The organism is Sulfuricurvum sp., assembly GCF_049305995.1.
In the GTDB taxonomy this organism is placed as follows: Bacteria; Campylobacterota; Campylobacteria; order Campylobacterales; family Sulfurimonadaceae; genus Sulfuricurvum.
In genome coordinates this window covers 1-25,271 of the sequence record NZ_JBAQPS010000282.1, presented here as the reverse complement: position 1 = coordinate 25,271, position 25,271 = coordinate 1, and the positions used below count along the sequence as shown (strand labels likewise).

Here is a 25,271-nt window from a genome sequence, read left to right as displayed (position 1 = left end):
GAAACGGGTAAAAAGAAGGAGAAAAGCGACACTACGACCTTCGCTAAATATCTCTGCCCACTCCATCAAATCATCCTTGCTGTAACATACCGTTTTGCATACGATAAATGTGATTGCACCGTTGAGCCAACGATTCATCATGAGTAACCAATACCATTCCTGCACTATACGTTCTCAAATAATCTTCAAAAATATCCATCACTTCAAGTGCCGTTGCACGATCTAAATTCCCAGTCGGCTCATCCGCAAAAATTAAACGCGGTTTTTTTGAGAGGATACGGGCTATAGAAACACGTTGCTGCTGCCCGCCTGAAAGTTCTGTTACTTTTTGATGTATAACATTCTCAATCCTCAAACGTTGCAGTAAATGCTTATCAATCTGCTGTTTCGCTAAAATTGCTGCTACTTCGAGATTTTCATACGCACTAAATCCTTTAAAAAGATAGTGACTTTGATAAATTAATCCCAAATCATTTCGACGTAATTTGACCAATGCGGCATCGTCTAAAGTATAAATATCATTTCCAAAAAGTTCTACATTTCCACTATTAGGAGAAAGTAATGATGAAAGAATATGAAGCAGTGTGGATTTTCCGCTACCGCTTACACCGACGATCGCGATCGACTCTCCTGCATTAAGAGTGAGTGAAATATCCTCAAAAAGGGGATAATCAAAGGCATGGGATAAAAAAGTGGCTTTTAATAGTGTCATGAGAGAATTATAGAAGAAATTAGATTAATAAGAGGGAAAATAAGCTCTCCCTCTATGAGAGGGAAACAGAGAAAAGAGAATAAACCCTTAGCTCATTTGCGCAGCAACTTCAGCTGCAAAGTCATTGACTTGTTTTTCAATACCTTCACCGACTTCGTATTTAACGAATTCGACGATTTCAGCAGTACCACCATGTTTAGCAGCCTCTTTAGTAATCGCTTCGGCAACCGTCATAGAATCATCCATAACGTAGTTTTGATCCAAAAGTGCAAGCTCTTTATCCAAAGTTGTATTGTCCGCTACGAAACGAGCCAATGATCCTGGGATAATATTTGCCCAAATTTTTTCCGGTTTACCGTCTGCGAGCAATTTCGCTTTGATCGCTTCTTCAGCCGCAGCCATAACTTCAGGAGTCAATTGTGATGCTGAGATGTATTGTGGAACGTTTTTCAACGGTTTTTTCAAACGCGCTAACTCTTCGTTCTCTGTTTTGATCGCTTCGATACGACCGATAGTTTCCGCTTCTACGAATGCAGGATCGAAATCTTTAGAGGTCAATGTTGTCGGTTTCATCGCTGCTGCGTGCATTGCAACGTTTTTAAGCATTGGAGCAAGTGCTTCGGCTACTTTAGCATCCGAACATTTTGCCGCTACCAAAACACCGACACGTCCATTTGAGTGAACATAACCGTTAACGCATCCATTTTCACTCGCATTGAGAGTTACGAAACGGCGAGTAACGATTTTTTCACCGATACGAGCGACTTGAGAGGTAAAATATTCAGAGAAAGTCCCTGTCTCATATGATGTTTCGTTCAACTCTTCCACTGTACTTACACCGCTAGTAAATACGTGTGCAGCCGTGTTTCCGACCAAAGCGATAAACCCGTCATTTTTTGCAACGAAGTCCGTCTCAGAGTTGATTTCTACCAAAGAAGCAGAAGCAAAAGTTTCAGAAACTTTAAGTCCCAAAAGACCCTCAGCTGCTACGCGATCCGCTTTTTTAGCGGTTTGCGCCATACCACGGTCACGCAAAAATTCTTTTGCTTTTTCCATGTCGCCATCACATTCAGTAAGGGCTTTTTTACAATCCATCATCGGCGCATCAGTCGCCGCGCGGAGGTCTTTTACCATCGCTGCTGTAACTTCTGCCATGATTACGCTTCCTCTGCTACTACTGCTACTTCTTCGACAGCCGCTTCTACTGCTACTTCAGATGCAACTTCTTCTTCCGCTACCGCTTCGTCGTTTCCGCCGTTGCGAAGTGCTTTACCTTCATTGATCGCTTCTGCCATTTCTTTACAGAAAAGTTGGATAGAACGGATCGCATCGTCATTTCCAGGGATTGGAATGTCGATAACGTCCGGATCACAGTTAGTATCAAGTGGTGCAACAACACGAATACCGAGGTTACGAGCTTCTTGAACCGCAATGTGTTCTTTTACCGCATCGATAACGAACATCATGTCAGGCAATGTTTTCATATGACGGATACCACCGAGGTATGCGATCAATTTTTCTTTTTGACGATTCATCATCAACGCTTCTTTTTTAGTCAAAAGGTTGATTTGTCCGTTTGCTTGCATCTCTTCGATGATGTCAAGTTTACGGATTGATTTTTGGATTGTCGGGAAGTTTGTCAACATTCCACCCAACCAGCGGTTGTCAACGTATGGCATACCACAAGCAACTGCCGCGTCACGGATTGCAACGCGCGCTTGTTTTTTGGTTCCTACGAAAAGGACAGTTTGTCCCTCAGCCGCAGCATCAACTACTTGTTGATACGCATTGCGGAAATAACGCAATGTTTTTTGAAGATCGATGATGTAAATGTTTTTACGAACACCGAAAATGTATTTTTTCATTTTCGGATTCCAACGACGTGTTTGGTGACCGAAGTGTACACCGCATTCTAAAAGGTCTTTCATAGTTACCATAGTGATAACTCCTGTGTAAAAATAATTTGTTCTTCGTTGTCTTGGGCGAATGCTAACAGAGCCGATGATGCATCGGGTGCACGAGAACCGCGTGATCGCTTGCGAATTTTTTCCCACGTCTGTAATAAAGAGGAGAGAAAATCGGGCGGATTATACTGAAATGGCTCTTAAATTTAGCTGTATTTAATATTATACGCATGTCACGTTTTTATCACACGAATTCTCACTCATTCAAATTACTTTTATATAATTTTTGCTAATATAATTAACTCGCAAGTATTAGGCATTAAAATAAGGAGAAATGATGAATTTACGAATCTTGAGTTCGATCACAGCTGTTGCACTGCTCAGCACAACAGTAATAGCAGATGATGCTACTTTAATGCAACGATTTGAAAAGATGGAAAAAGAGATAGCTGAGCTTAAAGCTGAACTTAATGCCATGAAAACTGAAAATTCAAAATTAAACTCTCAGCTCTCTATACCCGCAGTCACGGAAACTAAACGAGAAATCGCGAGTACGGACAAGCTTAATACAACACTCGAAGAAATTCAAAATCAAATTGATGATTTGTCTAAAAAAACAAACGGAAATAACCTCAAATTCGGTGTCGATTTTCGAACCAGTATGGACAATATCAGTTATAAAATGGCAGATGGAAGCAAACAGGACAATGATGCATTATTCAGTAACCGGCTTTGGCTCAATATGAGCTATGCCGCTACTAAAAATCTCAGCTTTGTAGGACAGCTTGCCTATAATAAAACTTTTGGTCAGCGTTCTATGGTAAATACGAATACTGCCGGCATGGAAAGTTTTGACTGGATTAGCGGTGAAACAGCATACGATGATACACTCCGTGTCCGATCTGCCTATTTCTTCTACCAAGATGATGAATTTATGGGAGCCGATGTACCGTGGACGGTGAGTATCGGTCGTCGTCCATCGACTGAAGGACATCTGATTAATCTCCGAGATGATGTCACTGCCTCTTCACCGCTTGCCCATACAATCAATGTTGAGTTTGATGGTGCAAGTGCCAAATTTGGTACTGAAGAACTACTCGGCTTAGACGGGTCATATTTCAAACTCTGCCTTGGTCGTGGGATGAGTAATGCCGAACCACGTTTTAGTGCAACCCCTTATAGTGGTAAAGATGCAACAAGTAATGACGTCGATATAGCAGGAATCATCCTAGTTCCTTACGATGATAAACAATACAGCACCGGATTTCAATATACGTATGCTAATAATTTAATTGATCAAGTAACAGCAAGTGCAACAGATTTTAGCATGAAAACTGTCGGAGGGCTCCACACAACGACTGCTTTTGTCATGACTAATGGTATCGGTGATGGTATCAGTGACTTCCTTGATGATACTATCATATTTGTAAGTGGTGCCATCTCAAAAACCGATCCTTATGAAGGTAAGGGAGGTATGCTGGGTTCAAACGACAGTAAAACAGGTTATAGCTACTGGATTGGAACCCAATTTCCGTCCCTGATCAGCGACGAAGGACGATGGGGAGCTGAATTTAATCACGGCTCCAATTACTGGCGTCCGATCACTTATGGCGAAGATACTCTGATCGGTTCTAAAATTGCCGCTCGTGGAGATGCGTATGAGCTCTATTTCACCGAACCCCTTGTTAAAGATATCCTAACCTTCCAACTCCGTTATACCTATATCGATTACGATTATGCCGGAAGTAACAATTTCTTTGGAAGTACCACAGGAATACCAACCGCTATTTCAAATAGTAATGATTCCAGTATCGTCGATAAAGCACAAAATATCCGAGCGTATTTACGTTATAAATTCTAAACACTATTTTTGACGCTATCGGAACTCGTCCCGATTAGCTACGTTAACACTGGGTTTCCTTCGGCAGGAAGCCCAGCACACTTGTGTGCTTTTTTATTACCCTACCAACGCAGCCAATTCCTCTTTCACTTTAACCACATGGTCTTTGACTTTCACATTCGTCCAAGCGGCTTTTACAATCCCTTTTGAGTCGATGATATAGGTAGAGCGAACAATCCCCATATACTCTTTACCGTAGTTTTTTTTCATCGCCCATACGCCGTAATCTTGCATCATCTGCGTTGTCGGATCACTAAGGAGGGTAATACCGAGATTTTGTTTCTCGATAAAGTTACGGTGTGCTTTGGTACTATCGGCACTCACTCCGAGGATAATCGCTCCCATATCATCGTACTCATCCATCGCAGCGGTAAATTCACACGCTTCCGTCGTACACCCCGGAGTAGAATCTTTCGGATAAAAATACAATACGATCCATTTACCCCGCAAATCGCGAGAACAAATCTCTACGTCGTCTTGGTTACTCAAACAAAAATCGGGGGATACACTTCCTACTTCTAACATCATTAACTTCCTTTTACAAATTTAAATGCGCACAAGTGCGCTTGGGCTTCCTGCCGAAGGAAACCCAGTGTTAACGTAGCCAATCGGGACGCGTTCCGATGGCGTTTTTTTAAAGTATAACTATCGATTTGATTTCCGTAAACTCTTCGATAGCGAATCGTGGGCCTTCTCGTCCGACACCGCTGAGTTTCACACCACCATAAGGCTGAATATCGAAACGCAATGTCGGCATATCGTTAATAACGACCCCACCTGCATCGAGTTCATCAATCGCCTTGGTTGCATGGGAGAGATTGTTTGTAAAAACCGAGAACTGCAACCCATACGGTGAATTGTTCATTCGCTCTATTGCATCATCGATTCCATTCACCCGTACCAAACTCACGATAGGGGCAAATACCTCTTCGCAAACGATTTTCATCGACTCAGTCACATCTGCCATCACACACGGATAAAAGATTCGCCCTTCACGATGTGGAGGAGTGAGAGGTCGAGCGCCCTCTTCCATCGCACTCTCGACCCAGCTCATTGCCCGCGCTGAGGCTTCATCATTGATGAGCGGTCCTAAAAAAGTATCGTCATTGTACGGTGAACCGACTACCAATTTAGCAGTCGCTTCTGCCATCTTTTGGGAAAAGGTGTCATAAATAGAACTATCGACATAAATACGTTGCAATGAAATACACACCTGTCCTGAGTTGACAAACGCTCCGATGGCACAACGCGCGGCGGCATAATCCAAATCAGCACTCGTATCGATATAAGTCGCCGCATTACCGCCGAGTTCTAAAGAAACTTTTTTAATCCCTGCATTTTTTGTAATGATATTACCCACACTTACCGATCCGGTAAAACTGATGACACGGGGGATGTCACTACCGACCAACACACTTCCTACTTCGGCGTCACCGTAAACAACACTCAACGCATCGGGAGTGGCAAAGGGGCTTTCGATGAAAAGCTGGGAGAGTTTATACGCACAAAGCGGTGCTTCTGGGGTCGGTTTGAGAACGACCGCATTTCCAGCGACCAACGCGGGCGCTAATTTATGGGCTACTAGATTGAAGGGAAAGTTAAACGGGGTAATCGCAACAACCACACCCACCGGCTCACGACGCCAATAGGCATGAGCTTTACGTCCGCTACTCATCGCGTCGGTGTTGATCGTCTCACCGTGCATGGTACGCATCGTCTCGGCGGAGAGGGTGATCGTCTCGATACATCGATCCACTTCGATACGTGAGTAGGTGATCGGTTTCCCCACCTCATCACACAAAACTTTTGCGAATTCTTCACGCTGTTCACGGAGTTTCGAGGCAACATCCAATAGCCATGAACATCGTTGATGAAGTGGAACTTTTTTAGCTTGTTTTGCCGCCTTTTGCGCAATCTTTAAAGCTTCATTTGCATCTTCAGCACTACACTGTGCCACACGTGAAACGACACGCCCATCATACGGGCTGAGACGTTCAGTGTAACTTTGCGATACAACGTGACGTGATCCCATCCAAACATGTGCGTCCATAAAATTATCTCCGTTGTAAATTATGTTTCAATTATACAAATTATCACCTAAAAGGAGTAGGAAAGAAAAAATTTAAGGAGTTTCTTTTTAAGAACCTTTTAGAATATATCTCAAAATATACGCAGAGGATCATCATGCTTGAACTTAAAATTACCGACGGTGCACTAGGGGTTCGCCCTCCCGTCACTAAACCTCATCCAGGATTCTATTTTCAAGTAGGGGAAGAGCATTTTCGTAAATTGATCGATGATCATTATGAAATGATTCGCAATAGTGATATCGCTTTTCTATTCCCTGTGAATGACGAAGAGGATTTTGCAGCTGCCAAAAAACACGCCGCCGATTTTCTCATCCAAATCTGCGGAGGACCCGACTATTTCGCCCAAACACGAGGTGAGCCCCGCATGGTAGGTCGCCACGCACCGTTTCGTATCGATGAGCACGGACGCCGCCGATGGCTTGAGTTTTACGCCGTATTGCTCCCTAAACTCGAGGATGAGGGGATCAACCCCGAATACATTCAATCATTTTGGGATTATCTCGATGTTTTCTCTATCTGGATGATCAACACTCCGACACATTAAAAGTATTGATTACACGCTAAAACCTCTATCTCCAACTCTTTGACGATACGATATTGTTTGTCATTGACGGTGAGATATGTAATAATGATTTAAAAGATTACGCCCGCAGACATAATAAATCATCACCATGTTTATCGGTATAGGTACGAAAACCAAATTGCTCAATGTAATGGAGTTTTAGTCGTTCATTATCGGGGACTAAAACAAGCCATCGTACTGCTGAAAATGTTCGGGTATTGGGGATAACGACACTGGTAATGTATGCCATCAAATATTCAGAAGCACTTCCCCCTAAATCTTCAATCATTACTCCACGAAAGCTCGGATTTACAAAAATAAAATCGACGAGTAATGCAGGTAGATGATCGACTTTTGAACAACTAAGTCCCACAAGAGCGATAATCGTTTCATCAGCATCGATGAGAATATGAATAGTTGAGGATTTATTTTCGGAGTCTTTGATGAGTTTTTTGAGGAAACCGCGTTCCCGCTCATTGGTGGAGAGTTTTAAAATTCTTTGTTTATAGGCGATGCTGTAGTGAATGATCTTAAAAGTCATACACTACTTTTGCGTTCTTGATGATATTTTTAGCACGCTCCAAGAATTTTTCACCTTTAGGGTTTTCTTCGACGGAGGTAATAAATTCTTTCGGGAGCTTATTGGGCAAATTGACGCGAACGATATGTCCGGATTGGGTCATTTTATACGCCATTTATTCTTCTCCCTTTTCAAACTAGTAGAAATATTATAACATATTATTTACGCTCTAAAAACCTCTATCTCCAACTCTTTGACGATACGATAATGTTTATCATTGGCGGTGAGGAGTTTCATCCCATACATCGTAGCTGTCGATGCAATTAGTGCATCGGCAAGCTCCATACTATGACTCAAAAAATACTCTTCGACGTAAAAAAGTGCTTTTGCGGAGATTTCTTCATTCATGTAGATGGTTTTAACATTCCATTGTCGTAGAGTCTTTTGAAAACGTCTAAGCTCTTCTTTGTTCCGCATCCCTTGTACCAGTTCGATATGCGTTACCCCAGAAATGCAAAAATCCCCTATCGAATGAATTAAGGTCTTTGCATTTTCATTCCCCCGTAGATACCATATCAAGACATCCGTATCAACTAAAATATCGTATGCCATAAAGGTTAAAACTCTCTACGTTTTCGCATATTGCGCACCATAGTATCAATATTTTCATCTCTGTCGCTCCACATTCCAAACATCGCATCATCTTTCGGTGTTTGTTCAGTGTCGTCATACGAGATGAGCTTGGCTTTGGCTTTTCCACGATGGGTGATCGTCACATCCTCCCCTTTACTGAGGACATCAAATAAAAATGAGACATTAAAACGGAGGTCTTTGGCGGTTACCGTCATTACAAATCCTTTAACTATATACTTGAAGGATAAACTATAAAGCTTTATAAACGATTAAAAAGAAGCAACAGGTGATAACTATAGCTATCGCCGATTCAAGTAATAATGGCAACACGCCGACACATTAATTTTTCCCGCATTTGCGGGCAAAGTGCCCTTTTGGGTAAATCTTCAACCCCTTAATAAACCTTAAACCCCAACTGCGCTAAAATCTCCCAATTTTTCTTTTGGAGATCTTCTCATGAACGAAGCCAAATTTATTTGGATGAACGGCAAACTGCTCCCATGGAGCGAGGCAAAGATTCACGTCCTCTCCCACACACTGCACTACGGTAACGGTGCAATCGAAGGGACTAAAGCGTATAAAACCCCAAAAGGGTACGCTATTTTTCGTCTAAACGACCACACAAAACGTTTGATCGAATCGGCGAAAATGACCCTTATAACTGTCCCATACACGGTAGAAGAACTTAATGCGGCGCAAATCGAACTCTTGCGTGCGAACGAATTTACTGGGGAAAACGTCTATCTTCGTCCGATCGTTTACCTCGGTTACGGTGTTATGGGTGTTTACCACAAAGAAGCTCCGGTTGAAGTATCGGTAGCCGCATGGGAATGGGGTGCGTATCTGGGTGAAGAGGGGATGAAACGGGGAATCCGTTTAAAAATCTCATCATTCAGCCGCCCGAACAACAAATCGAACATGGGTAAAGCCAAAGCGGTCGGAAACTATCTCAACTCTCAAATGGCAAAATTTGAAGCGGTTGAAGCAGGATACGATGAAGCATTGCTCCTCGATGATGAGGGATACGTTGCCGAAGCAAGTGGAGCCTCGTTTTTCCTCATCAAAGACGGCGAGCTAATCACTCCTCCGAACGACAACTCACTCGTATCGATTACCCAAAAAACCGTTATCGAGATGGCGGAAAATATGGGGATCAAAGTAACACGCAGAAAAATCACCCGCGAAGAAATTTATGTAGCAGATGAAGCGTTCCTCACAGGGACTGCAGCTGAAATCACCCCGATTCGCGAAGTCGATGCACGTGTTCTCGGTACAGGCGGGCGTGGACCATTGACGGAGAAAATTCAAAACGCTTATTTCGACATAGTATGCGGTCGTAACCCAGATTACGATCACTACCTCACGTATATCAATTAAGGATTTTATATGGCAAGTGATATGAACGATTATTTTAATAAAAAGAAAAAAGAGGAAGCGAACAAAGGGGGTGGATTCAATGCTCCTAAACCGCCAAAATTTGATTTTAATATGAACAGCCAAAAAGCAGGAATATTATGGATCATTGGCGGATTTATTTTGCTCCTCGTTTTAGCCAAACCGTTCATTATTATCACCGAGGGGGAACGTGGTATCCTCTCAACCAACGGTAAATATGAAGATCAAGCACTCATGCCGGGACTCCATTTTCTGATCCCAATGATCCAAAAAGTGTACATCGTTGATACCAAAGTTCGTATCATCAACTACGCGGATAAAATCGATCGTGCTTCCACAGCAGGAGATGGGATTGTCCTTAAACCCGCGATTACCGTATTGGATAAACGCGGTCTTCCGGTTTCGATCGATATTACCGTCCAATATCGCCTTAATGCACAACTTGCGGCTCAAACAATATCTAACTGGGGCTTTAGTTGGGAAGATAAAATCATCGATCCGGTAGCACGTGACGTGGTTCGTAATGTTGTCGGTCAATACGAAGCGGAAAATTTACCGATCATGCGCAATGCCATCGCAACCCAAATCGAAGCAGGGATTCGTAAAAATGTGGAAGGTCAGAAAAATGCTCCGGCACAGCTAGAATCAATTCAACTCCGCGAAATCGGTCTTCCTCAAAAAGTAAAAGATCAAATTGAGCGCGTTCAAGTAGCCAAACAAGAGGTTGAGCGTGCTCAACAAGACGTAGAGCGTGCCAAACAAGAGGCATTCAAAAAAGAGACAGAAGCTCAAGGTACTGCTAACGCTATCACGATCCAAGCCCAAGCACAAGCCAAAGCCAACCATCTCATTGGCGCGTCACTCACTCCGGGATTGTTAAAATTGGAACAAATCCAAGTGCAGGGAAAATTCAACGAAGCACTCAAAGAGAACAAAGATGCGAAAATTTTCCTTACACCAGGGGGATCAACTCCTAATATTTGGCTCGACACCAAAAGTGGCGATAGCCAAAAAATAAGTTCTACTAAATAATACACCAATCGGAACTCGTCCCGATTGGCTACGCTAACGCTGAGTTTCGCTCGGCGCGAAGCCCACGCGCACTTGTGCGCTTTTAGCAAATAACCTCTAAGAAAGGGTTTACATGAATCTTGATCAAATCGACTGGGTCAAATCAGAGCTTCTCCCCGTAATTGTCCAAGACTCAACAACACTTGAAGTGTTGATGATGGCGTATATGAATCGTGAAGCATTGGAGCTCTCCCTCTCGACAAGAATAGCCCACTACTATTCCCGTTCCAAACAACGCCTATGGAAAAAAGGGGAATCAAGCGGTCATCTGCAACACATTGAGAAATTCCTCCTCGATTGCGATAATGATACACTCCTCATCATCGTTCGCCAAGAAGGAGTAGCGTGCCATACCGGACGTAAATCGTGTTTCTTTACAAATATCGAAACGGGTGAGAGCATTAGCGAACCTCAAATCGATACAGCGGCTACCTACGGCATTATCGACGAGCTTTACCACACGATTCTTAGCCGTAAAAACGGTGATCCAGAAACCTCTTGGACGGCAAAACTGCTCTCTAAAGGGGACAATTCTATCCTCAAAAAAGTGGTCGAAGAGGCGGGAGAGTTTAGTTTCGCGATCAAAGACGGCAACGAAGATGAAATTATTTACGAATGTGCCGATTTAGTGTACCATGTCCTCGTCGCACTTGGGCATAAAAATATCTCTCCCGACCGTGTCAAACAAGAGCTTGCCCGTAGATTTGGGATGAGCGGGATTGCGGAGAAAAACGCTAGGAACCAATGAAAGCACGCATTCTCGATTTTATTCAACATCTAATCATTTATGATTACTTCCTCTTTGGAGCCGTCTTCATTTTTTTTATCCTTTTTCTTATTATTGCAATTCTTTTACGCCATAAATTAGCTCTAGCCATATTTTTTGTTTTGATTGCTTTTGGGGTTCTAACCGCTGGACCTATTGGCGGATATATTGCATTACACCATTATCTATTTAACAATAAAATTATTCTCCATGAAGTGAAAGCATTAGAATTTACGGAAGCTCTTCTGATTAAGGGTGATATTAACAATACTTCAAAACGCCCTTTTAACGAATGTACGATCAAGGTCGGGGTTCATAAAGTAACTCATAACCAATACCTAGATCGTCTTTATCCCTATATTCCATTCAAGAAAGGATCAATGATTTTGGATGAATCTATTTCTCCTGGAGGCTCTGCTTCCTTTAAATTTATTGTCGAACCCTTCCGATATAATAAAGATTACAATATTACGATTAAAGCAGATTGCAGATGAGTCCTTTAACACCCTTACACTATCTTCTAGTAGGCTCCTTAGCACTTCTTTTGATTATAGGAGTGCTAATCTCTTTTCGAACAAAAACACCCTATTCTATTTTAATGACAATCATTGGCGTACTTGCTTTAATTGGAATATTTAGTTGGGATGAGATCAATAAAATGGCATATAAAGTTGATATAAGTAATATAAGCCAAGAACGCTATTATCAATCTGAACAAATTCTTATTCGAGGAACCGTTCGAAATATCGGAGATTATCCAGTTGAAAATGTCATTGCCGTTATAAAAATGAGTAATATTGGAGGGGGAACAAGTGAAAAAGCAAAACAATTTAGTCAGCCATCCGTATTTGCCGAATTATTCGAAGGGGATGATCCTAAATTTAAACGACAAAATATTGTTGAACAACATGTTGTAGCCGAATCTCTCCAACCGGGTAAATCTAAAACATTTCGAATCATGATGGATTATCCGCCCTATTTCAATAAAGCATCTTTCAATGTAACAGGTCAAGTCGATTAATACTTTAAGCCAATGGATTTTAACACTTCATTAACTGCTTTGAACTGCGCATTTTTTTCTCGACACCACTCAGGAGCAATCAGAGATTCATCATCTATGCCAGCTGTAATCCGTTGCACACTCACATGAGGAGGCTTGAGCAGAATAGCTTGAGCAAGAACTTTCACATAAAGTTCTTGGGTAATCGGTTTAAATTCTCCTCGTGCATATTCATTTGCCAACGCAGTCCGTTTAACTACATAAAGGGGATGATATTTAACAGAATCAATTCCCAAATCATACGCTGCTTTAGCAGTTTCCAACATCATCTCTTGACTCTCATCAGGAAGACCAAAAATCAAATGACCACAAACATTCACTCCATACGATTTGGCTTTTATAATTGCTTTTTTAACATTAGCGCTATCATGCCCACGATTAATCCGTTTCAGCGTCTCATCGTAAATTGACTGAATACCAAATTCAATCCAAATTTCAGTTCTTTTCGAGAGAGTTGCAAGGTATTCTAATGTTTCATCCGTAATACTATCCGAACGTGTACCAATACTCAAACCTATCACATTTTCAAAACTTAACGCTTTATCATAGAGAGCTTTGAGTGTTTCAAAAGGGGCGTACGTATTAGTAAAACTCTGAAAATACACTATGAATTTTTCAGCACCATTTTTATTACGAAGTTTTTGAGAGAGGGCATTAAATTGCCACTCTAACTGTTGAAGCTGTTTATCTAAATGAGGGTTATTAGTGGAGTTTAGATTTAAAAAAAAACCTTTAAGTTCACGTGCGTGATCTAAACTTGGGCTAAATGAGTCATTCTCACAAAAGGTACATCCACCTTTAGCAACAGTTCCATCAATATTGGGACAGGTAAAACCGGAAATTGAGACAGGAACCTTTGAAATTTTAGTCCCGAACTTACGATGCAGATATTGCCCGAATGTAAAAATCTGCTCCCGCATCAAACTCTCTTAAATGATATATTTGCCAGTAAAACAGGCAGTACAGTAATTTTCTTCTTTGCCGTTGACACTACTGAGTAACGCTTCATTGCTCAAATAAGCCAATGAATCGGCTTCGATAAAGGCACAAATCTCTTCATTGGTCATATTGGCAGCAATAAGCTTCTCTTTATCGGGCGTATCAACTCCATAGTAACACGGATCGGTTGTTGGAGGGCTAGAGATACGCATGTGCACTTCAGATGCGCCTGCCGCTTTAAGCATTCGGACAATTTGGCGACTAGTCGTTCCGCGCACAATCGAGTCATCAATAACAATAAGACGTTTGCCGCGAATCAGGTCATTGATCGGAGAGAGCTTCATTTTTACTTTTAGATCACGCATTTCTTGAGTTGGCTCAATAAAAGTACGTCCAATATAATGATTACGCATAATCGCCATCTCGAAAGGGATACCGCTTTGTTGAGAATATCCAATCGCCGAAGGAACACCTCCATCAGGGACAGGAACCACCATATCAGCAACTACCGGTTGTTCTTGTGCCAATGCTTTTCCCATTGCTTTACGCATTTCATAAACATTCTGAGTATAAACATTTGAATCCGGACGAGCAAAATAAACATACTCAAAAATACAATGTTTTGGGGTTGGTTCGAATACTTTAATCGATTTTGGTGCTTTCCCTTTTTCGAAAATCAAGAGCTCACCCGGTTCAACGTCACGGATATACTCTGCACCAATTAAATCAAATGCGCATGTTTCCGATGCAACTACATACCCATCACCCACACGTCCGAGACTGAGTGGACGGAATCCGTGCGGATCACGCATCGCAAACATTTTAGAACGGCTCAAAAAGACAAGAGAATAGGCACCTTCAATCTTTTTGACTGCGTCGATAATACGATCTGTCAAATGATGCTGATCACTTTTTGCGATCAAGTGAATAAGATTTTCGGTATCCATATAGGTTTGAAAAATTGCCCCTTTCTTAATTAAGGTATCTCTTACCTCTTTGGCATTAGTTAAATTACCATTGTGGACAATTGACATTTCCCCTAAATCGTAACGGGCAAATACCGGTTGTGCATCGAGAATCGAGTCATCTCCCGCTGTAGAATATCGCGTATGCCCGATTGCCATATCTCCTTTAAGCGTATTAAGTTTTTGGGGGTCAAAAACTTGAGTTACAAGACCACGATCTTTGATCGTATAAAGCTTTGTGCCATCCCCACTACTAATGCCGGCAGCCTCTTGCCCTCGATGCTGTAAAGCATGAAGAGAGAAATAAGCCAATTTAGAGGCTTCAGAATGATCAAAAATACCGACAACTGCACATTTTTCATTTAAGCTACGCACTTTTATTTCCTTATGCAAGATCTAAACAGTCTTGGATACTGTAAAGACCATTTGGTTTTTCGACCAACCATTTCGCCGCACGAATGGCTCCTTTGGAGAATGTGTTACGACTAGTTGCGGTATGATGTAATTCTACAAACTCCCCATCATTATAAAATCCAACCGTGTGGCGCCCGATAATATCTCCACCACGAAGTGCCATCACCGCAATCTCATCTTTGCTTCTCTCACCAATATTACCGTTACGTCCACTAACACGTACTGCATCTAAATCAAGATTTCGCCCTACTGCCGCTGATTGGGCTAATGTCAATGCTGTCCCGCTTGGAGCATCTTTTTTATGTCTATGATGCTGTTCGACGATCTCGATATCAAATCCATCGAGTGTTTTAGCCGCCATATGAACCAATTGATTGAGCAATGCAACCCCCAACGACATATTAGTCGCATACAATATCGGCATTGATTCACTGGCAGTTTTGAGTAAATTCATCTGATGGGTATCTAACCCTGTCGTCCCGATCACCAAAGGCTTAGGATGTTCAATTGCTTTTTCGAGTAAAAGCTGTGTTGCTTCCGGCAATGAAAAATCGATAATAACATCACTTCCATTGAGTAGCGTTCCCATATCGTTCGTCACCAATACCGAAGGATCGATTGAAAAGTTGAGCTCATTACGCACATACACTGCACCCAATGAAATCTCGCTTTCGTGGTGCAAATCTTCAATCAACAGCTTTCCGACACGCCCGCCAGCGCCAAATACACCTGCTCTAATCATTTGTAGCATCCCTATTTAAACATTACTGTAAATATATTTTACTCTCTTCGTGTTTAAAGAGCCGTTAATGCCCATCGACAAACCCAATTGCTTGCAATGCAGCAACAGCTCCATCACCCGCTGCACACACGACTTGTTTTGGTGCTTGCTCCCGCATATCACCCGCTGCAAAAAGCCCCAAAATCGATGTTTTCATACTCAAATCAACTTTTACTTCACCCCACGGGGTCATCTCACACAAAAAGGAGCCATCCTCTTGAATCAAAACTTGATTATTCACATTATTGCCGACAAATACAAAAACCCCAGGAACATCGATTTGACGCAGTATTTCATCTTGGAGTTTGACTCTGATTCCATCAACTCCCATCGACCCGCCGAATACCTCTTCTGGGATAGCGTTTAATACTAGCTCAATATTAGCTGTCTCTTTTACTCTCGCAACAGTATTGGGAGCAGAACGGAAGGTATCCCGACGATGGATTAGATAAACTTTCGAACAAATTTTTGCCAAATAAAGAGCCTCTTCGAGTGCTGTATCACCCCCTCCGATAACGGCAACCTCTTTGTTTTTATAGAAAAACCCGTCACATGTTGCACACGTACTCACACCGCGCCCGAAAAAGATATCTTCACCAATGAATCCCGCACGTTTTGGAGTCGATCCGGTACATACGATAACACTTTTTGCTTCATCAGATGAACCATCTGATTTTTGGATACTAAAAATACCGTCTGCACGTTGTGACACACGTGTCACTTCTGACATTTCATGTTTTAATCCGAATTTTTGGCATTGTTCCGGCCATGGAATCATCAAATCCATCCCAGTGATATGCCCCGTTACCCCCGGATAATTTTCAATCTCAGAACTCATCGTAATCTGTCCGCCGGGCATCCCTTTCTCAAACATCGTGACATTATCCAAACCACCGCGTGTGGTATATAGCCCTGCGGTAAGTCCGGCAGGTCCCCCTCCGATAATTGCACAATCCAACATCCAAAGCCTCCGCTTTTATTTTGACGTATCATACTCATTTGTAGTTAAGTCTTGCCAAAAGGGAATTAAGAAAAAAATCGTTTTAGAAAAAATTTAGAGAAGATAAGAGGAAAGGAAAAATCTGACCCGAACGGGTCAAGCTTTAGTGCCATAGCGGCAAGCGTAGACGAGGGGATTTTATTCCCTCGTCGTTCAAATTATAGTAATGCGTTAATTTTGTCAGCAAATGCTTGCTTAGAAGCAGCACCAACCATTTGTTCAACGACTTCACCGTTTTTGAAGAAAAGAATTGTAGGGATAGAACGGATACCGTATTTAACCGCGATATCTTGCTCTTCATCTGTGTTTACTTTACAGATTTTCGCCTTACCTTCAAACTCTGCTGCCAATTCTTCAATAACCGGAGCAATCATACGACACGGTCCACACCATGGTGCCCAAAAGTCGACAAGTGCGACACCCTCTTTGGTTACTTCATCAAAATTTGATACTGTCAATTCAGTGTATTTAGCCATGTTTACATCCTTGATTTCTATGTTTATATGGGGTCATTATAACGCCCCAATCTTTAAAATGACTTATTACATAATACTCACATTTTTTCTCAGGAGTCTATCTCATAATGTAATATTTTCAATCCATTCGATCCCCTCATCACTGACGATCAGCGCATCGATACAATAATCACTATTTAGTTTTTTCTTCTGAAGATAAAACTGGATTGTTCTTCCCAGTTTTTGGAGTTTTGAGGGGGTAATATTATTAACAGCTTGTTCATAGCTCATTGCGCTTTTCACTTCGACAAAATGGATCACATTATCCCGAAATGCGATAATATCGATTTCGCCGAAACGGTTGTAGACATTTCGATCGATGATTCTAAACCCGTTTTTTCGAAGGTACTCGCACCCTCTCTCCTCCGCCAGATTCCCTTTGGCTTTGGTATGCACTACTTAATCCAAATAATCGGGTTTAATGATATCCACTTTGATCGACTTAAAGCGAGCGGTTTTGATCAGTTCATCGGATTCATCTCCGAAGAGAAAATTGATGTTGCTCTGCGCATGGTGGAACGTCGTAAATAACGTCCCTTTTTTCACGGTTGAGCTTACTTTTACCCGTAAAGGTGCGCTTTCTCCATATTCACTTTTGAGGACGACAAAATCTTTATATTCGAAGAAATCTTCATCTTCGACACTCACCAGCAGTGTATCTTCAGTGTGAGAGCGGCTTAATTTATCACACGCATTGGTTTGGGCACTGTTATTGTAATGAACCAAAACTCGTCCGGTGGTAAGATAATACCCTCCATGACTTTGAGCATTGAGCAGTTCTTCGACTTGACCACGTGGAGCATACTGATGATAATGAAATGTTCCAAATCCATCTTTTGTTCGGAATACGTCGATATGCAAGACTGGTAAATCTTCTTCTTGAACGGGCCATTGCAACCCACGTAAACGATTGGATTCGAGTTTTTCATAGCTCGCCCCCCCAAAACGGATCGGTGCATCGATACGGACTCGCTCCCAAACATCACGAGAGGTTTTAAATCCGAAATCTTCTCCGTAGCGTTTGGAGATTTCGGCGATCACTTCCCAGTCATCAGGCATAGTGACATTAATCAGCGGCTGAGAGAGGTGTAAACGGCGTTCAGCATTAACATATACTCCCGTTTTCTCATATGTACTTTTGACTCCAAAAATGATATCGGCGAATTTCGTAATCTCATTATCAAAGAGTTCATTCACTACTAAAAGATCGAGATTACCCAAAGCAGTATGAATTTTATTTTGGTTCGGATGGATGTGAGCGATATCTTCGCTGATATTATAGAGGGCTTTGATTTTCCCTTCTACCATCGCATTGATCAAATCTGGGGTCATCATCCCCACTTCTTTAGGCTGCTGGTAATCAGGAGCGTAATACGGCAGCATCCCTACATCACACGTCCCCTGAACGTTGTTCTGTCCACGCAGAGGCATCAACCCAGCTCCGCGTTTACCGATATTGCCCGTAAGCATTGCGAGGTGAGTAATCGCCATCACCGCATACGAACCATCCAAGTGTTCCGTAATCCCAAGCCCCCAGAAAAAGAGGCTTTTACGTGTCGCATATTTACGGGCTACGATGCGGACTTCCTCGGCAAGCGACTCATATCCCGAAATTTGAAGCAGATAGTCGGGATTAGCATAGGGATCATTTAAAATAGAGCTTTTATACGCTTCATACCCTTTCGTCCGTTTGTCAACAAACTCTGTATTCACTAAATCTTCGGAGAGGATAACATACGCCATCATATTGAGAATCATCAGATTGGCTTCATAGGGGATGCTCAAATGATTGGTCGCCGATTTCGAGAGTTGAATACGTCGCACGTCGAGAACCGCTAACTCTATCTCTTTTTGTTTTATCACATCGAGCATACGGTTCGCAACGATTGGATGCCCTTCTGTGGTATTGCTCCCCATAACGACCATATATTCAGTCTCATAAATATCATCAAACGGGTTAGTCATCGCCCCCTCACCAATCGTCGTGCGCATCCCTTTAAGTGAGGGGGAGTGACAGACACGGGCGCAGTTATCGACGTGCGGAGAACCGACTACGTGACGGGTAAAGTGTTGGAAGAGATAAGAGCTCTCACAGCTCGTTCGAGCACCGCCAATCGCGGCAAAACTGTGTGTTCCAAATTCATCCGTGATGGCGCGGAGTTTACGGGCAACCAGCTCGTACGCACTTTCATAGCTGATCTCATAAAAATCATGATCCACCGGTTCGAGATAGTCCATATCCAAATCGGCAAAGAGTGCGCTGTTTTTGGCTAAAAAGGATTTGCGGACACGGGCATTACGGAGCCGTTTAGGATGAGTAACGAAATCCCATCCCTGTTTTCCTTTGATACACAACCGCCCTTGAGAGACTGTCCCCTCTTCTTTGGCGAAGATTTTTTGGATTTTGTTGTCTTCCACCTCAGCAGAAATATCACATCCTACGCCGCAATAGGTACAAACGCTGTCGATTGTCATCGGATATTTCCTTGATAGTACGGGTTATGCACCCTTTTTAAAATTAGTGAAGTTTACAATTTTGTCTCTTAAGGACTGCGGAAGTAGCGAGACAATTCGAATCATTAAGTAAAATCTAAAAGGAAAAGCGTAGCGTATTTTTTTCCGTTCAATCGCATGGGTGATACGGGCTATTCCTTCTTCTGTTTTCATCAAAAACGGCATTTTAAAGTGATTCTTCTGTGTCATCTCTGATTCGATAAATCCCGGCATAATTGTCATCACATTGACACCATGAGGTTTAAGCTGATAATGCAACCCTTCCGCATAAGCATTAATAGCACGTTTGGAACTGCTGTAGGCGATCGAAGTCGGCATCGTAAAGAGAGATGCCAGTGAAGAGATAAAAACAATCTCACCCGCTTTTTGTTCCATTAGTTTTGGAATCATTGGCTCCAAAAGAGCATGGATACTCAGAAAATTGGTTTGAAAAACTCGATGAAAATCCTCAAACGGGGTTACTCCCCCACCGTGACCGACCGAAATTCCTGCATTAAGGATGATCCGATCAACCCTCTTCTCACATAAACTTTTCCCGATCTCTCCCATCCGCTTAAAATCATTGACATCGGCAACAATCATCTCCACCTCGGCACCTTTGACTCGGCATCGCTGCGCTACATCGTTCAAACGATCTTCTCTGCGGGCGATCAATACCAGCTGATGTTCGTGCGTCGCATAATGAAGCGCCAACGCTTCCCCTAATCCGCTGCTTGCACCTGTGATAATTATATGCATTTACTCTCCCGATATAATGTTACCCATGTACTCACTCGAAATCTTATACTTCCAAAAAGTGCATAAGGTCAATAAATAAATTATCTCCCCACAATCATATGCAATACACTGTCATATCGATATTTGAGAATATCTCCGGTAAGTATCATTTCTATAGTTTGCTCAATAATATCCAAAGGGGCAATAAACCATTCTCTTGGACTATGGCGTTGCCCTTCGTGATCAAAAATATCTATGCTTAGACATGATGTGCCAAAAAACCTATGGAGCAACTGTTCTAGCTTATGAGGATTCATGTTATAGCACTCATACGCACTAACTATAGAAACGGGTGCCATAAGATAGGTTGGCTCATTTTCAGCGTTTTTAATCCGTTCCTTGACGTCTACTTTCGAGAACCCGATTTTGTATAGATGCTCAATTGATTGAATTTCGGGGTGGATACTTTTGGACTTTAGAATATAGATATATCCCGTCGATTCATCTTCATCGGTAATTAGACTTAATTTATCCAATACCTTATCTTCATGCTCACTGATCGCATAACCGTCATCAAATAATCCCTTGCCTAATGAACGCATCAGCATATTCGATTGAGTTCCATTTTCGAATATACAAAGCGTCCGACCATCAAGCTTTTGAAATTTATCTTTTTTGGCTTCATGGATTTTGGCCAAATAGACCATCACCCCTTTGAGAATAAAAAAGTTTCCCTCTTCCAAAAAGCGTTCATTGAATTTGATCAATTTTCGTTTCCCTGCTTTTAAATCGGCATGGCACTCTTTAAATAGCGGTTCATATTGTTCAAACTCTTTACAAGATTCTCGTCTAGCAACTAATTGGGCTTGTTCCCTTTCTTGCGGAATATGCTTGAGAGTGAAAATATCTTCCGCATCGTCTAATATTCCAAACATATCTCCATTCAAAATATCCTCTATAGAATTGATTTCAACCTCTTGTGCAATTCCTAAAAGATTATGGCGGTCATGAGAACGAAGTGAGTCCATCTTGTCAGGATTTTCACGTAACCCTTCGAGTCTTAAAAAAAGTGTCGTTTCCTGCATATCTTGCATATTCTTTTGCGGTTCTCTCTGATTGCTATCGATAAACGCATTAATCTCTTCGAATGAAGCGACCAGTCGTTCATCTTCATTTCGTGCCGGTGAGGATTTTGGTTTTACTTCCAATAGTCCCAACGGGTCATCGGCAAAAATTTCGAGTAATTTGAGAGTATTATCCATTAGGCTTGCATCTTCCGCTTGAGGTCTTTGAGGAATACAATCGCTTCTGCAAGACGTTTTTCTTGTGAATCCAATGCGTTCAGATCAGGCTGTTTTCCACGCTCTTTAATAAAGAGATTGATTTTAGGCCATAGAATGATGGCTTCTTCCTCGGTCATTTGAATACGGGTCGCTTCAATACTCTCCTGTATCAATTTGAGTGTTTGTGTCGTCACCGATTTAGAGAGAATTTCAAAAGCACGCTGAAATGGATTAATGCTATCGATCAGATCAATATGCAGATCATCGATATTAACAAATTTCCCTGCCATAGAAATAAATTGTTTACCGCCGCTCTCCTTGATTTCACCGTTTTTGATGACCGAATCGACGACAACATGCTGTCTGAGCTGTTCGACTTCATCATCGCTTAGATCAGGGTATTTGATTTTAATAATCTTAGGAATAAGTACTTTATTGATTACTTCGGGGTCAACATTCCCCGGCATCGCTTTGATCATCGTGTCATCTTGTAAAATCGTCGCTTTGAGGTCATTGAGATCGGATTCGATGATCTCTTCGACTCTTTTACTGGTTGGTTTTTTATACCCTCTAATTTTCATCTCTCCGGGTTTATTGCCCTCATTATCATTTTCCATACGAGGCTTGAATTTAAAATTCGGAGCCAATACCTGCTCCATCAACAATGAAGCCGTAATTGCTTTGAGCATATTATTAACAGAGAGTTTAACTTCAGGATTAGTAGCATCCGGCTCGGCGATAAGGTTCGTAAATTGTGCGTGCGTTTTATTTTCGCTGTCACGGGTGGCTCGACCGATGATTTGAATAATCTCGGTCAAAGAACCGCGATATGCTACCGTAAGTGCGTGTTCGCAATACGGCCAGTCAAATCCCTCTTTTGCCATTCCCAAGGCAATGATAAGATCCATATCATCGACCGAATCGATGTTTCTGAGATAGGTGACGATTTTTTCCCTATCTTTCGGATCATCATTGACCAAATCAGCCACCTTGATAATCTTATCGTCTCCATGACGTTTGACATAGATGACACCATCCTCATCGACACGTTCCACCACACCGATCATGTCCAAAATCGTATCGACCTCTTTATGCTTATCTTTGGTCGATTCCCCTGAATTAACGTTAGGGATATGGAGGATCGTTTTTTTATCGGTATCGAGTATCTCATTGATAGCTGACGTATATTTCCCCTGATAAAAGTGATACCCGATTCCCAATGATTTGAGATACTCATACCCGTTTAACTGCTCATAGTAGTTATAGGTGACTTTGGTAAATTTCGATTCATCTTCAGGTAAAAGAATCGGGATACTATCCCCTCGGAAATACGAACCCGTCATCGCTACGATGTGAGCATCTGATTTGGTCATAATAGAGCGTAGGAGTTCGCCCAAACGACTCTCACCATCCACCGATACATGATGAAACTCATCGATGGCTAAAAGAGTACCGTTAAACTTGCTCTCATCGAGTTGTTCAAAGGCGAAACGTAATGTCGAATGGGTACAGATGAGAATCTTTTCATCACTACTCAAAAACTTTTTAAACGCTTCGACTTTACTCCCCTCACCTCCGGGAATACAGAGATTATAAATCGGGTTTGGTTCCCAATCGGCATAAAATCCGTGCATCATCAAATTCGTCGTTCCGAATGATCCGCCGATAGAGCGTTCCGGCACGGCTACAATCGCTTTTTTAATCCCTTGATGGATAAGTTTATCCAGAGCGATAAACATCAATGCTCGTGATTTACCCGATGCCGGAGGAGCTTTTAAAAGAAGATATTGAGCGTTTCGCGCCGCGAATGATCGTTCTTGCATCTGACGCATTCCGTATTGATTTACAGAGGTGCTTTCTCCGGTTTGTGAATAGGTGACATCAACGATATTTTGCATCTATTTTCCCTTTAAGTTGTCTAAAATCTGTTTTCACATCCCAATAACCGCCTTTGGCACCACCAATTCTCTCAAGCTTACCTTGTTCTTTTAGTTTTTTAATTTGCCACTCAATACCTTTAACAGTGAGTTCTAGCTTATCTGCTAATTCTTGATTGGTAATTTTTGGGTTTTCACTAATCAATTCTAAGATTTTTACCCTAGTTTTTACCCTAGTTTCTTTGTCTTCTATTTTCTTTGGGGTATTATTAAAATAAAACTCCACCCACAAACCATTTAGCCATCTAAACTGCGGTGTGATTCCATTAAATTTTCGTGATTCTTCTATGATTTTTTCTATCCCTCTTCCCCAAGACTCGATATAGCCGGCTAAGAAAAAAGGAGCAGCAATAGCAGGATTGTGTGGCTCTGAGTTATGCTTTTGCATCAAGGTATCTATCGTCCAATGATGTGGTAAATCCCCAGCATTCCACATAAGTAATTTATCATCGTACACACTTATTTGGATAGTTTGTTGTGCGCTATAATCTTTATGAACTACCGCATTGATAAGAGCTTCCCTAAAGGCTAGTTCAGAGACAGGAAAACTCTCAACTCTTTGCACCCCTTCATAAGAGATGATTGCTTTTAGATACTTTGTAAATATAAGTTCCATCGCTTTATCTACTTGCTCGAAAAGATTTCCCTCTATAACATCTTGATAAACTAAATCGCTATTTGATTTAAAGTATCCTATTTTTATAGTACTTCCGGTTACATATTTTTGGGGATCTTTTGCAAAAAGTAAAGTTGCTGCTCGTTTGAGATAATCACCCTCTTTTAGATGAAGTTTATCTATCAGCACTTCATCACTCTCTTTTAAAAGTTCAGCATCTATTCTCTTCTTTTTTGAAGCTTTTTGGCGAAAGAGTTTAAATGCGAAAGGGTCTAAATCATCAAATCCAAAATAAGGTACAGGTACACCGTCCCATTTTTTACCTTGTCGTGAAAGTAAAAATTTATCAAGCGCAGCACCTTTTAGCTCTTGCGTGCTACTTCCACTTCTGTAGTAATACGAACCTTTATAGCTTATAGGGTATGGGTATTTATCTATGATGATTTCAAGGTACTCTTTATCTTCGTCTAGCATAAGATTGACATCTACCATGATGCCCAAAATATCTCGCACTTTGTTTGGTATATCTTCTAGGAGTTTTTTGGCATTATCAATGCCGATAATTTCACCATCATCATCTACACCGATATAGAGCTTACCACCGCCACTATTTGCAAAAGCACTAATAGTTTTGAGGTATTCATCTTTCCAGATTTGTTTAAATTCTATGTTTTGTGATTCATCCATTTGTAGTTTCATTTCAATCTCCCCAAAATCTCCAACGCATCCGTCTCAAATTTAGAAAACGCAAACCATTTTTTGCCCAAATCTTTGAGGCTTGCTCCGATGTGGTACATTTGTGTACTATCAATAATCAAAAATCTATCATGGGCGTTTTTAAACTCTAAAAGCTCGATATTTTGATATTGTGCTTGGTATTTTTGATAATCAAGTGCTAGTTGTTTGGTGATGGTTTGGGTATAAATTTTGATTTTGAGATAGGGGTATTTGCTAAAGAGGGTAAAAACACTATCGTC

The 25,271-nt window shown here is 41.6% G+C and carries 27 protein-coding genes and 1 pseudogene; 7 read left to right on the top strand and 21 right to left on the bottom strand.

Annotated elements, in window-relative coordinates; translation table 11 throughout:
- Positions 1 to 70: 70 nt before the first annotated feature.
- The 3 genes from WA010_RS09750 to rpsB form a co-directional block, all read right to left on the bottom strand.
- Positions 71 to 712, bottom strand: coding sequence for an ABC transporter ATP-binding protein (locus WA010_RS09750; protein WP_422556932.1), 642 nt, complete (start codon positions 710 to 712; stop codon positions 71 to 73).
- 87 nt (positions 713 to 799) lie between these two features.
- Positions 800 to 1,867 (bottom strand): translation elongation factor Ts, encoded by a 1,068-nt coding sequence (gene tsf / locus WA010_RS09745; protein ID WP_422556931.1) that lies wholly within the window; start codon positions 1,865 to 1,867, stop codon positions 800 to 802.
- Between the two features lie 2 nt (positions 1,868 to 1,869).
- Positions 1,870 to 2,649 carry a 30S ribosomal protein S2 gene (gene rpsB / locus WA010_RS09740; RefSeq protein WP_422556930.1) on the bottom strand — a complete coding sequence of 260 codons (780 nt, stop codon included), beginning with the start codon at positions 2,647 to 2,649 and terminating at the stop codon, positions 1,870 to 1,872.
- Positions 2,650 to 2,953: 304 nt separating this feature from the next.
- Between rpsB and WA010_RS09735 the strand changes: the two genes are divergently transcribed.
- The gene (locus WA010_RS09735) at positions 2,954 to 4,477 is read left to right on the top strand and encodes a DUF3373 family protein (protein ID WP_422556929.1); all 1,524 of its coding nucleotides are present in this window, start codon (positions 2,954 to 2,956) and stop codon (positions 4,475 to 4,477) included.
- 96 nt (positions 4,478 to 4,573) lie between these two features.
- On the opposite strand, the gene WA010_RS09730 is transcribed toward WA010_RS09735, so the two are convergent.
- Positions 4,574 to 5,041 carry a peroxiredoxin gene (locus WA010_RS09730; RefSeq protein ID WP_422556933.1) on the bottom strand — a complete coding sequence of 156 codons (468 nt, stop codon included), beginning with the start codon at positions 5,039 to 5,041 and terminating at the stop codon, positions 4,574 to 4,576.
- A gap of 109 nt (positions 5,042 to 5,150) precedes the next feature.
- Complete coding sequence (locus WA010_RS09725; RefSeq protein WP_422556928.1) at positions 5,151 to 6,566, bottom strand: aldehyde dehydrogenase family protein; 1,416 nt, start codon at positions 6,564 to 6,566, stop codon at positions 5,151 to 5,153.
- A 134-nt stretch (positions 6,567 to 6,700) separates the two neighbouring features.
- Between WA010_RS09725 and WA010_RS09720 the strand changes: the two genes are divergently transcribed.
- Complete coding sequence (locus WA010_RS09720) at positions 6,701 to 7,150, top strand: globin (RefSeq protein ID WP_422556927.1); 450 nt, start codon at positions 6,701 to 6,703, stop codon at positions 7,148 to 7,150.
- Between the two features lie 97 nt (positions 7,151 to 7,247).
- Here WA010_RS09720 and WA010_RS09715 read toward each other — a convergent pair whose 3' ends face one another.
- Genes WA010_RS09715 through WA010_RS09700 form a run of 4 tightly spaced genes read right to left on the bottom strand, consistent with a single transcriptional unit; the run spans position 7,248 to position 8,536 of the window.
- Positions 7,248 to 7,709 carry a hypothetical protein gene (locus WA010_RS09715; RefSeq protein ID WP_422556926.1) on the bottom strand — a complete coding sequence of 154 codons (462 nt, stop codon included), beginning with the start codon at positions 7,707 to 7,709 and terminating at the stop codon, positions 7,248 to 7,250.
- A complete protein-coding gene (locus tag WA010_RS09710) occupies positions 7,699 to 7,863 on the bottom strand; it encodes a hypothetical protein (RefSeq protein ID WP_422556925.1) in 165 nt (54 codons plus the stop codon). Before WA010_RS09710 ends, WA010_RS09715 begins: the two co-directional genes overlap by 11 nt.
- Positions 7,864 to 7,910: 47 nt before the next feature.
- A complete protein-coding gene (locus WA010_RS09705) occupies positions 7,911 to 8,300 on the bottom strand; it encodes a type II toxin-antitoxin system VapC family toxin (protein WP_422556924.1) in 390 nt (129 codons plus the stop codon).
- 5 nt (positions 8,301 to 8,305) lie between these two features.
- Positions 8,306 to 8,536: a type II toxin-antitoxin system Phd/YefM family antitoxin gene (locus WA010_RS09700; RefSeq protein ID WP_422556923.1), complete on the bottom strand. Its 231-nt coding sequence runs from the start codon at positions 8,534 to 8,536 to the stop codon at positions 8,306 to 8,308.
- A 241-nt stretch (positions 8,537 to 8,777) separates the two neighbouring features.
- Between WA010_RS09700 and WA010_RS09695 the strand changes: the two genes are divergently transcribed.
- The 5 genes from WA010_RS09695 (at position 8,778) to WA010_RS09675 (ending at position 12,574) form a co-directional block, all read left to right on the top strand.
- On the top strand, positions 8,778 to 9,698 hold the full coding sequence (locus WA010_RS09695; protein WP_422556922.1) for a branched-chain amino acid transaminase: 921 nt from the start codon (positions 8,778 to 8,780) through the stop codon (positions 9,696 to 9,698).
- 9 nt (positions 9,699 to 9,707) lie between these two features.
- Positions 9,708 to 10,748 (top strand): prohibitin family protein, encoded by a 1,041-nt coding sequence (locus WA010_RS09690; RefSeq protein ID WP_422556921.1) that lies wholly within the window; start codon positions 9,708 to 9,710, stop codon positions 10,746 to 10,748.
- Between the two features lie 112 nt (positions 10,749 to 10,860).
- Positions 10,861 to 11,535, top strand: coding sequence for a bifunctional phosphoribosyl-AMP cyclohydrolase/phosphoribosyl-ATP diphosphatase HisIE (gene hisIE, locus WA010_RS09685; protein ID WP_422556920.1), 675 nt, complete (start codon positions 10,861 to 10,863; stop codon positions 11,533 to 11,535).
- The gene (locus tag WA010_RS09680; RefSeq protein ID WP_422556919.1) at positions 11,532 to 12,047 is read left to right on the top strand and encodes a DUF2393 family protein; all 516 of its coding nucleotides are present in this window, start codon (positions 11,532 to 11,534) and stop codon (positions 12,045 to 12,047) included. The genes hisIE and WA010_RS09680 overlap by 4 nt, the downstream gene beginning before the upstream one ends.
- Positions 12,044 to 12,574: a DUF2393 family protein gene (locus WA010_RS09675; protein ID WP_422556918.1), complete on the top strand. Its 531-nt coding sequence runs from the start codon at positions 12,044 to 12,046 to the stop codon at positions 12,572 to 12,574. Before WA010_RS09680 ends, WA010_RS09675 begins: the two co-directional genes overlap by 4 nt.
- On the opposite strand, the gene WA010_RS09670 is transcribed toward WA010_RS09675, so the two are convergent.
- The 12 genes and pseudogenes from WA010_RS09670 to WA010_RS09615 form a co-directional block, all read right to left on the bottom strand.
- On the bottom strand, positions 12,571 to 13,533 hold the full coding sequence (locus tag WA010_RS09670; protein WP_422556917.1) for a TIGR01212 family radical SAM protein: 963 nt from the start codon (positions 13,531 to 13,533) through the stop codon (positions 12,571 to 12,573). The genes WA010_RS09675 and WA010_RS09670 overlap by 4 nt on opposite strands.
- Before the next feature lie 9 nt (positions 13,534 to 13,542).
- The gene (purF, locus tag WA010_RS09665; RefSeq protein WP_422556916.1) at positions 13,543 to 14,892 is read right to left on the bottom strand and encodes an amidophosphoribosyltransferase; all 1,350 of its coding nucleotides are present in this window, start codon (positions 14,890 to 14,892) and stop codon (positions 13,543 to 13,545) included.
- Positions 14,893 to 14,902: 10 nt separating this feature from the next.
- Positions 14,903 to 15,673, bottom strand: coding sequence for a 4-hydroxy-tetrahydrodipicolinate reductase (gene dapB / locus WA010_RS09660; protein WP_422556915.1), 771 nt, complete (start codon positions 15,671 to 15,673; stop codon positions 14,903 to 14,905).
- A 64-nt stretch (positions 15,674 to 15,737) separates the two neighbouring features.
- Positions 15,738 to 16,673, bottom strand: a complete 936-nt coding sequence (locus WA010_RS09655; RefSeq protein ID WP_422556914.1) for an NAD(P)/FAD-dependent oxidoreductase — start codon at positions 16,671 to 16,673, stop codon at positions 15,738 to 15,740.
- A gap of 197 nt (positions 16,674 to 16,870) precedes the next feature.
- Positions 16,871 to 17,188 (bottom strand): thioredoxin, encoded by a 318-nt coding sequence (gene trxA / locus WA010_RS09650; protein WP_422556913.1) that lies wholly within the window; start codon positions 17,186 to 17,188, stop codon positions 16,871 to 16,873.
- A gap of 102 nt (positions 17,189 to 17,290) precedes the next feature.
- Positions 17,291 to 17,623 carry a YraN family protein gene (locus WA010_RS09645; RefSeq protein ID WP_422556912.1) on the bottom strand — a complete coding sequence of 111 codons (333 nt, stop codon included), beginning with the start codon at positions 17,621 to 17,623 and terminating at the stop codon, positions 17,291 to 17,293.
- Between the two features lie 3 nt (positions 17,624 to 17,626).
- A complete protein-coding gene (locus WA010_RS09640) occupies positions 17,627 to 19,702 on the bottom strand; it encodes a molybdopterin oxidoreductase family protein (RefSeq protein ID WP_422556911.1) in 2,076 nt (691 codons plus the stop codon).
- 24 nt (positions 19,703 to 19,726) lie between these two features.
- A complete protein-coding gene (locus tag WA010_RS09635) occupies positions 19,727 to 20,479 on the bottom strand; it encodes an SDR family NAD(P)-dependent oxidoreductase (RefSeq protein ID WP_422556910.1) in 753 nt (250 codons plus the stop codon).
- 80 nt (positions 20,480 to 20,559) lie between these two features.
- Entirely contained in the window at positions 20,560 to 21,720 is a 1,161-nt protein-coding gene (locus tag WA010_RS09630; protein WP_422556909.1) for a GIY-YIG nuclease family protein, read from the bottom strand.
- Positions 21,720 to 23,639 carry a DEAD/DEAH box helicase gene (locus WA010_RS09625; RefSeq protein WP_422556908.1) on the bottom strand — a complete coding sequence of 640 codons (1,920 nt, stop codon included), beginning with the start codon at positions 23,637 to 23,639 and terminating at the stop codon, positions 21,720 to 21,722. Before WA010_RS09625 ends, WA010_RS09630 begins: the two co-directional genes overlap by 1 nt.
- A complete protein-coding gene (locus tag WA010_RS09620; protein WP_422556907.1) occupies positions 23,623 to 24,993 on the bottom strand; it encodes an RNA-binding domain-containing protein in 1,371 nt (456 codons plus the stop codon). The genes WA010_RS09625 and WA010_RS09620 overlap by 17 nt, the downstream gene beginning before the upstream one ends.
- A pseudogene (locus WA010_RS09615) lies at positions 24,990 to 25,271 on the bottom strand (DNA-binding protein); the annotation flags it as partial. The gene WA010_RS09620 and the pseudogene WA010_RS09615, both read right to left, overlap by 4 nt.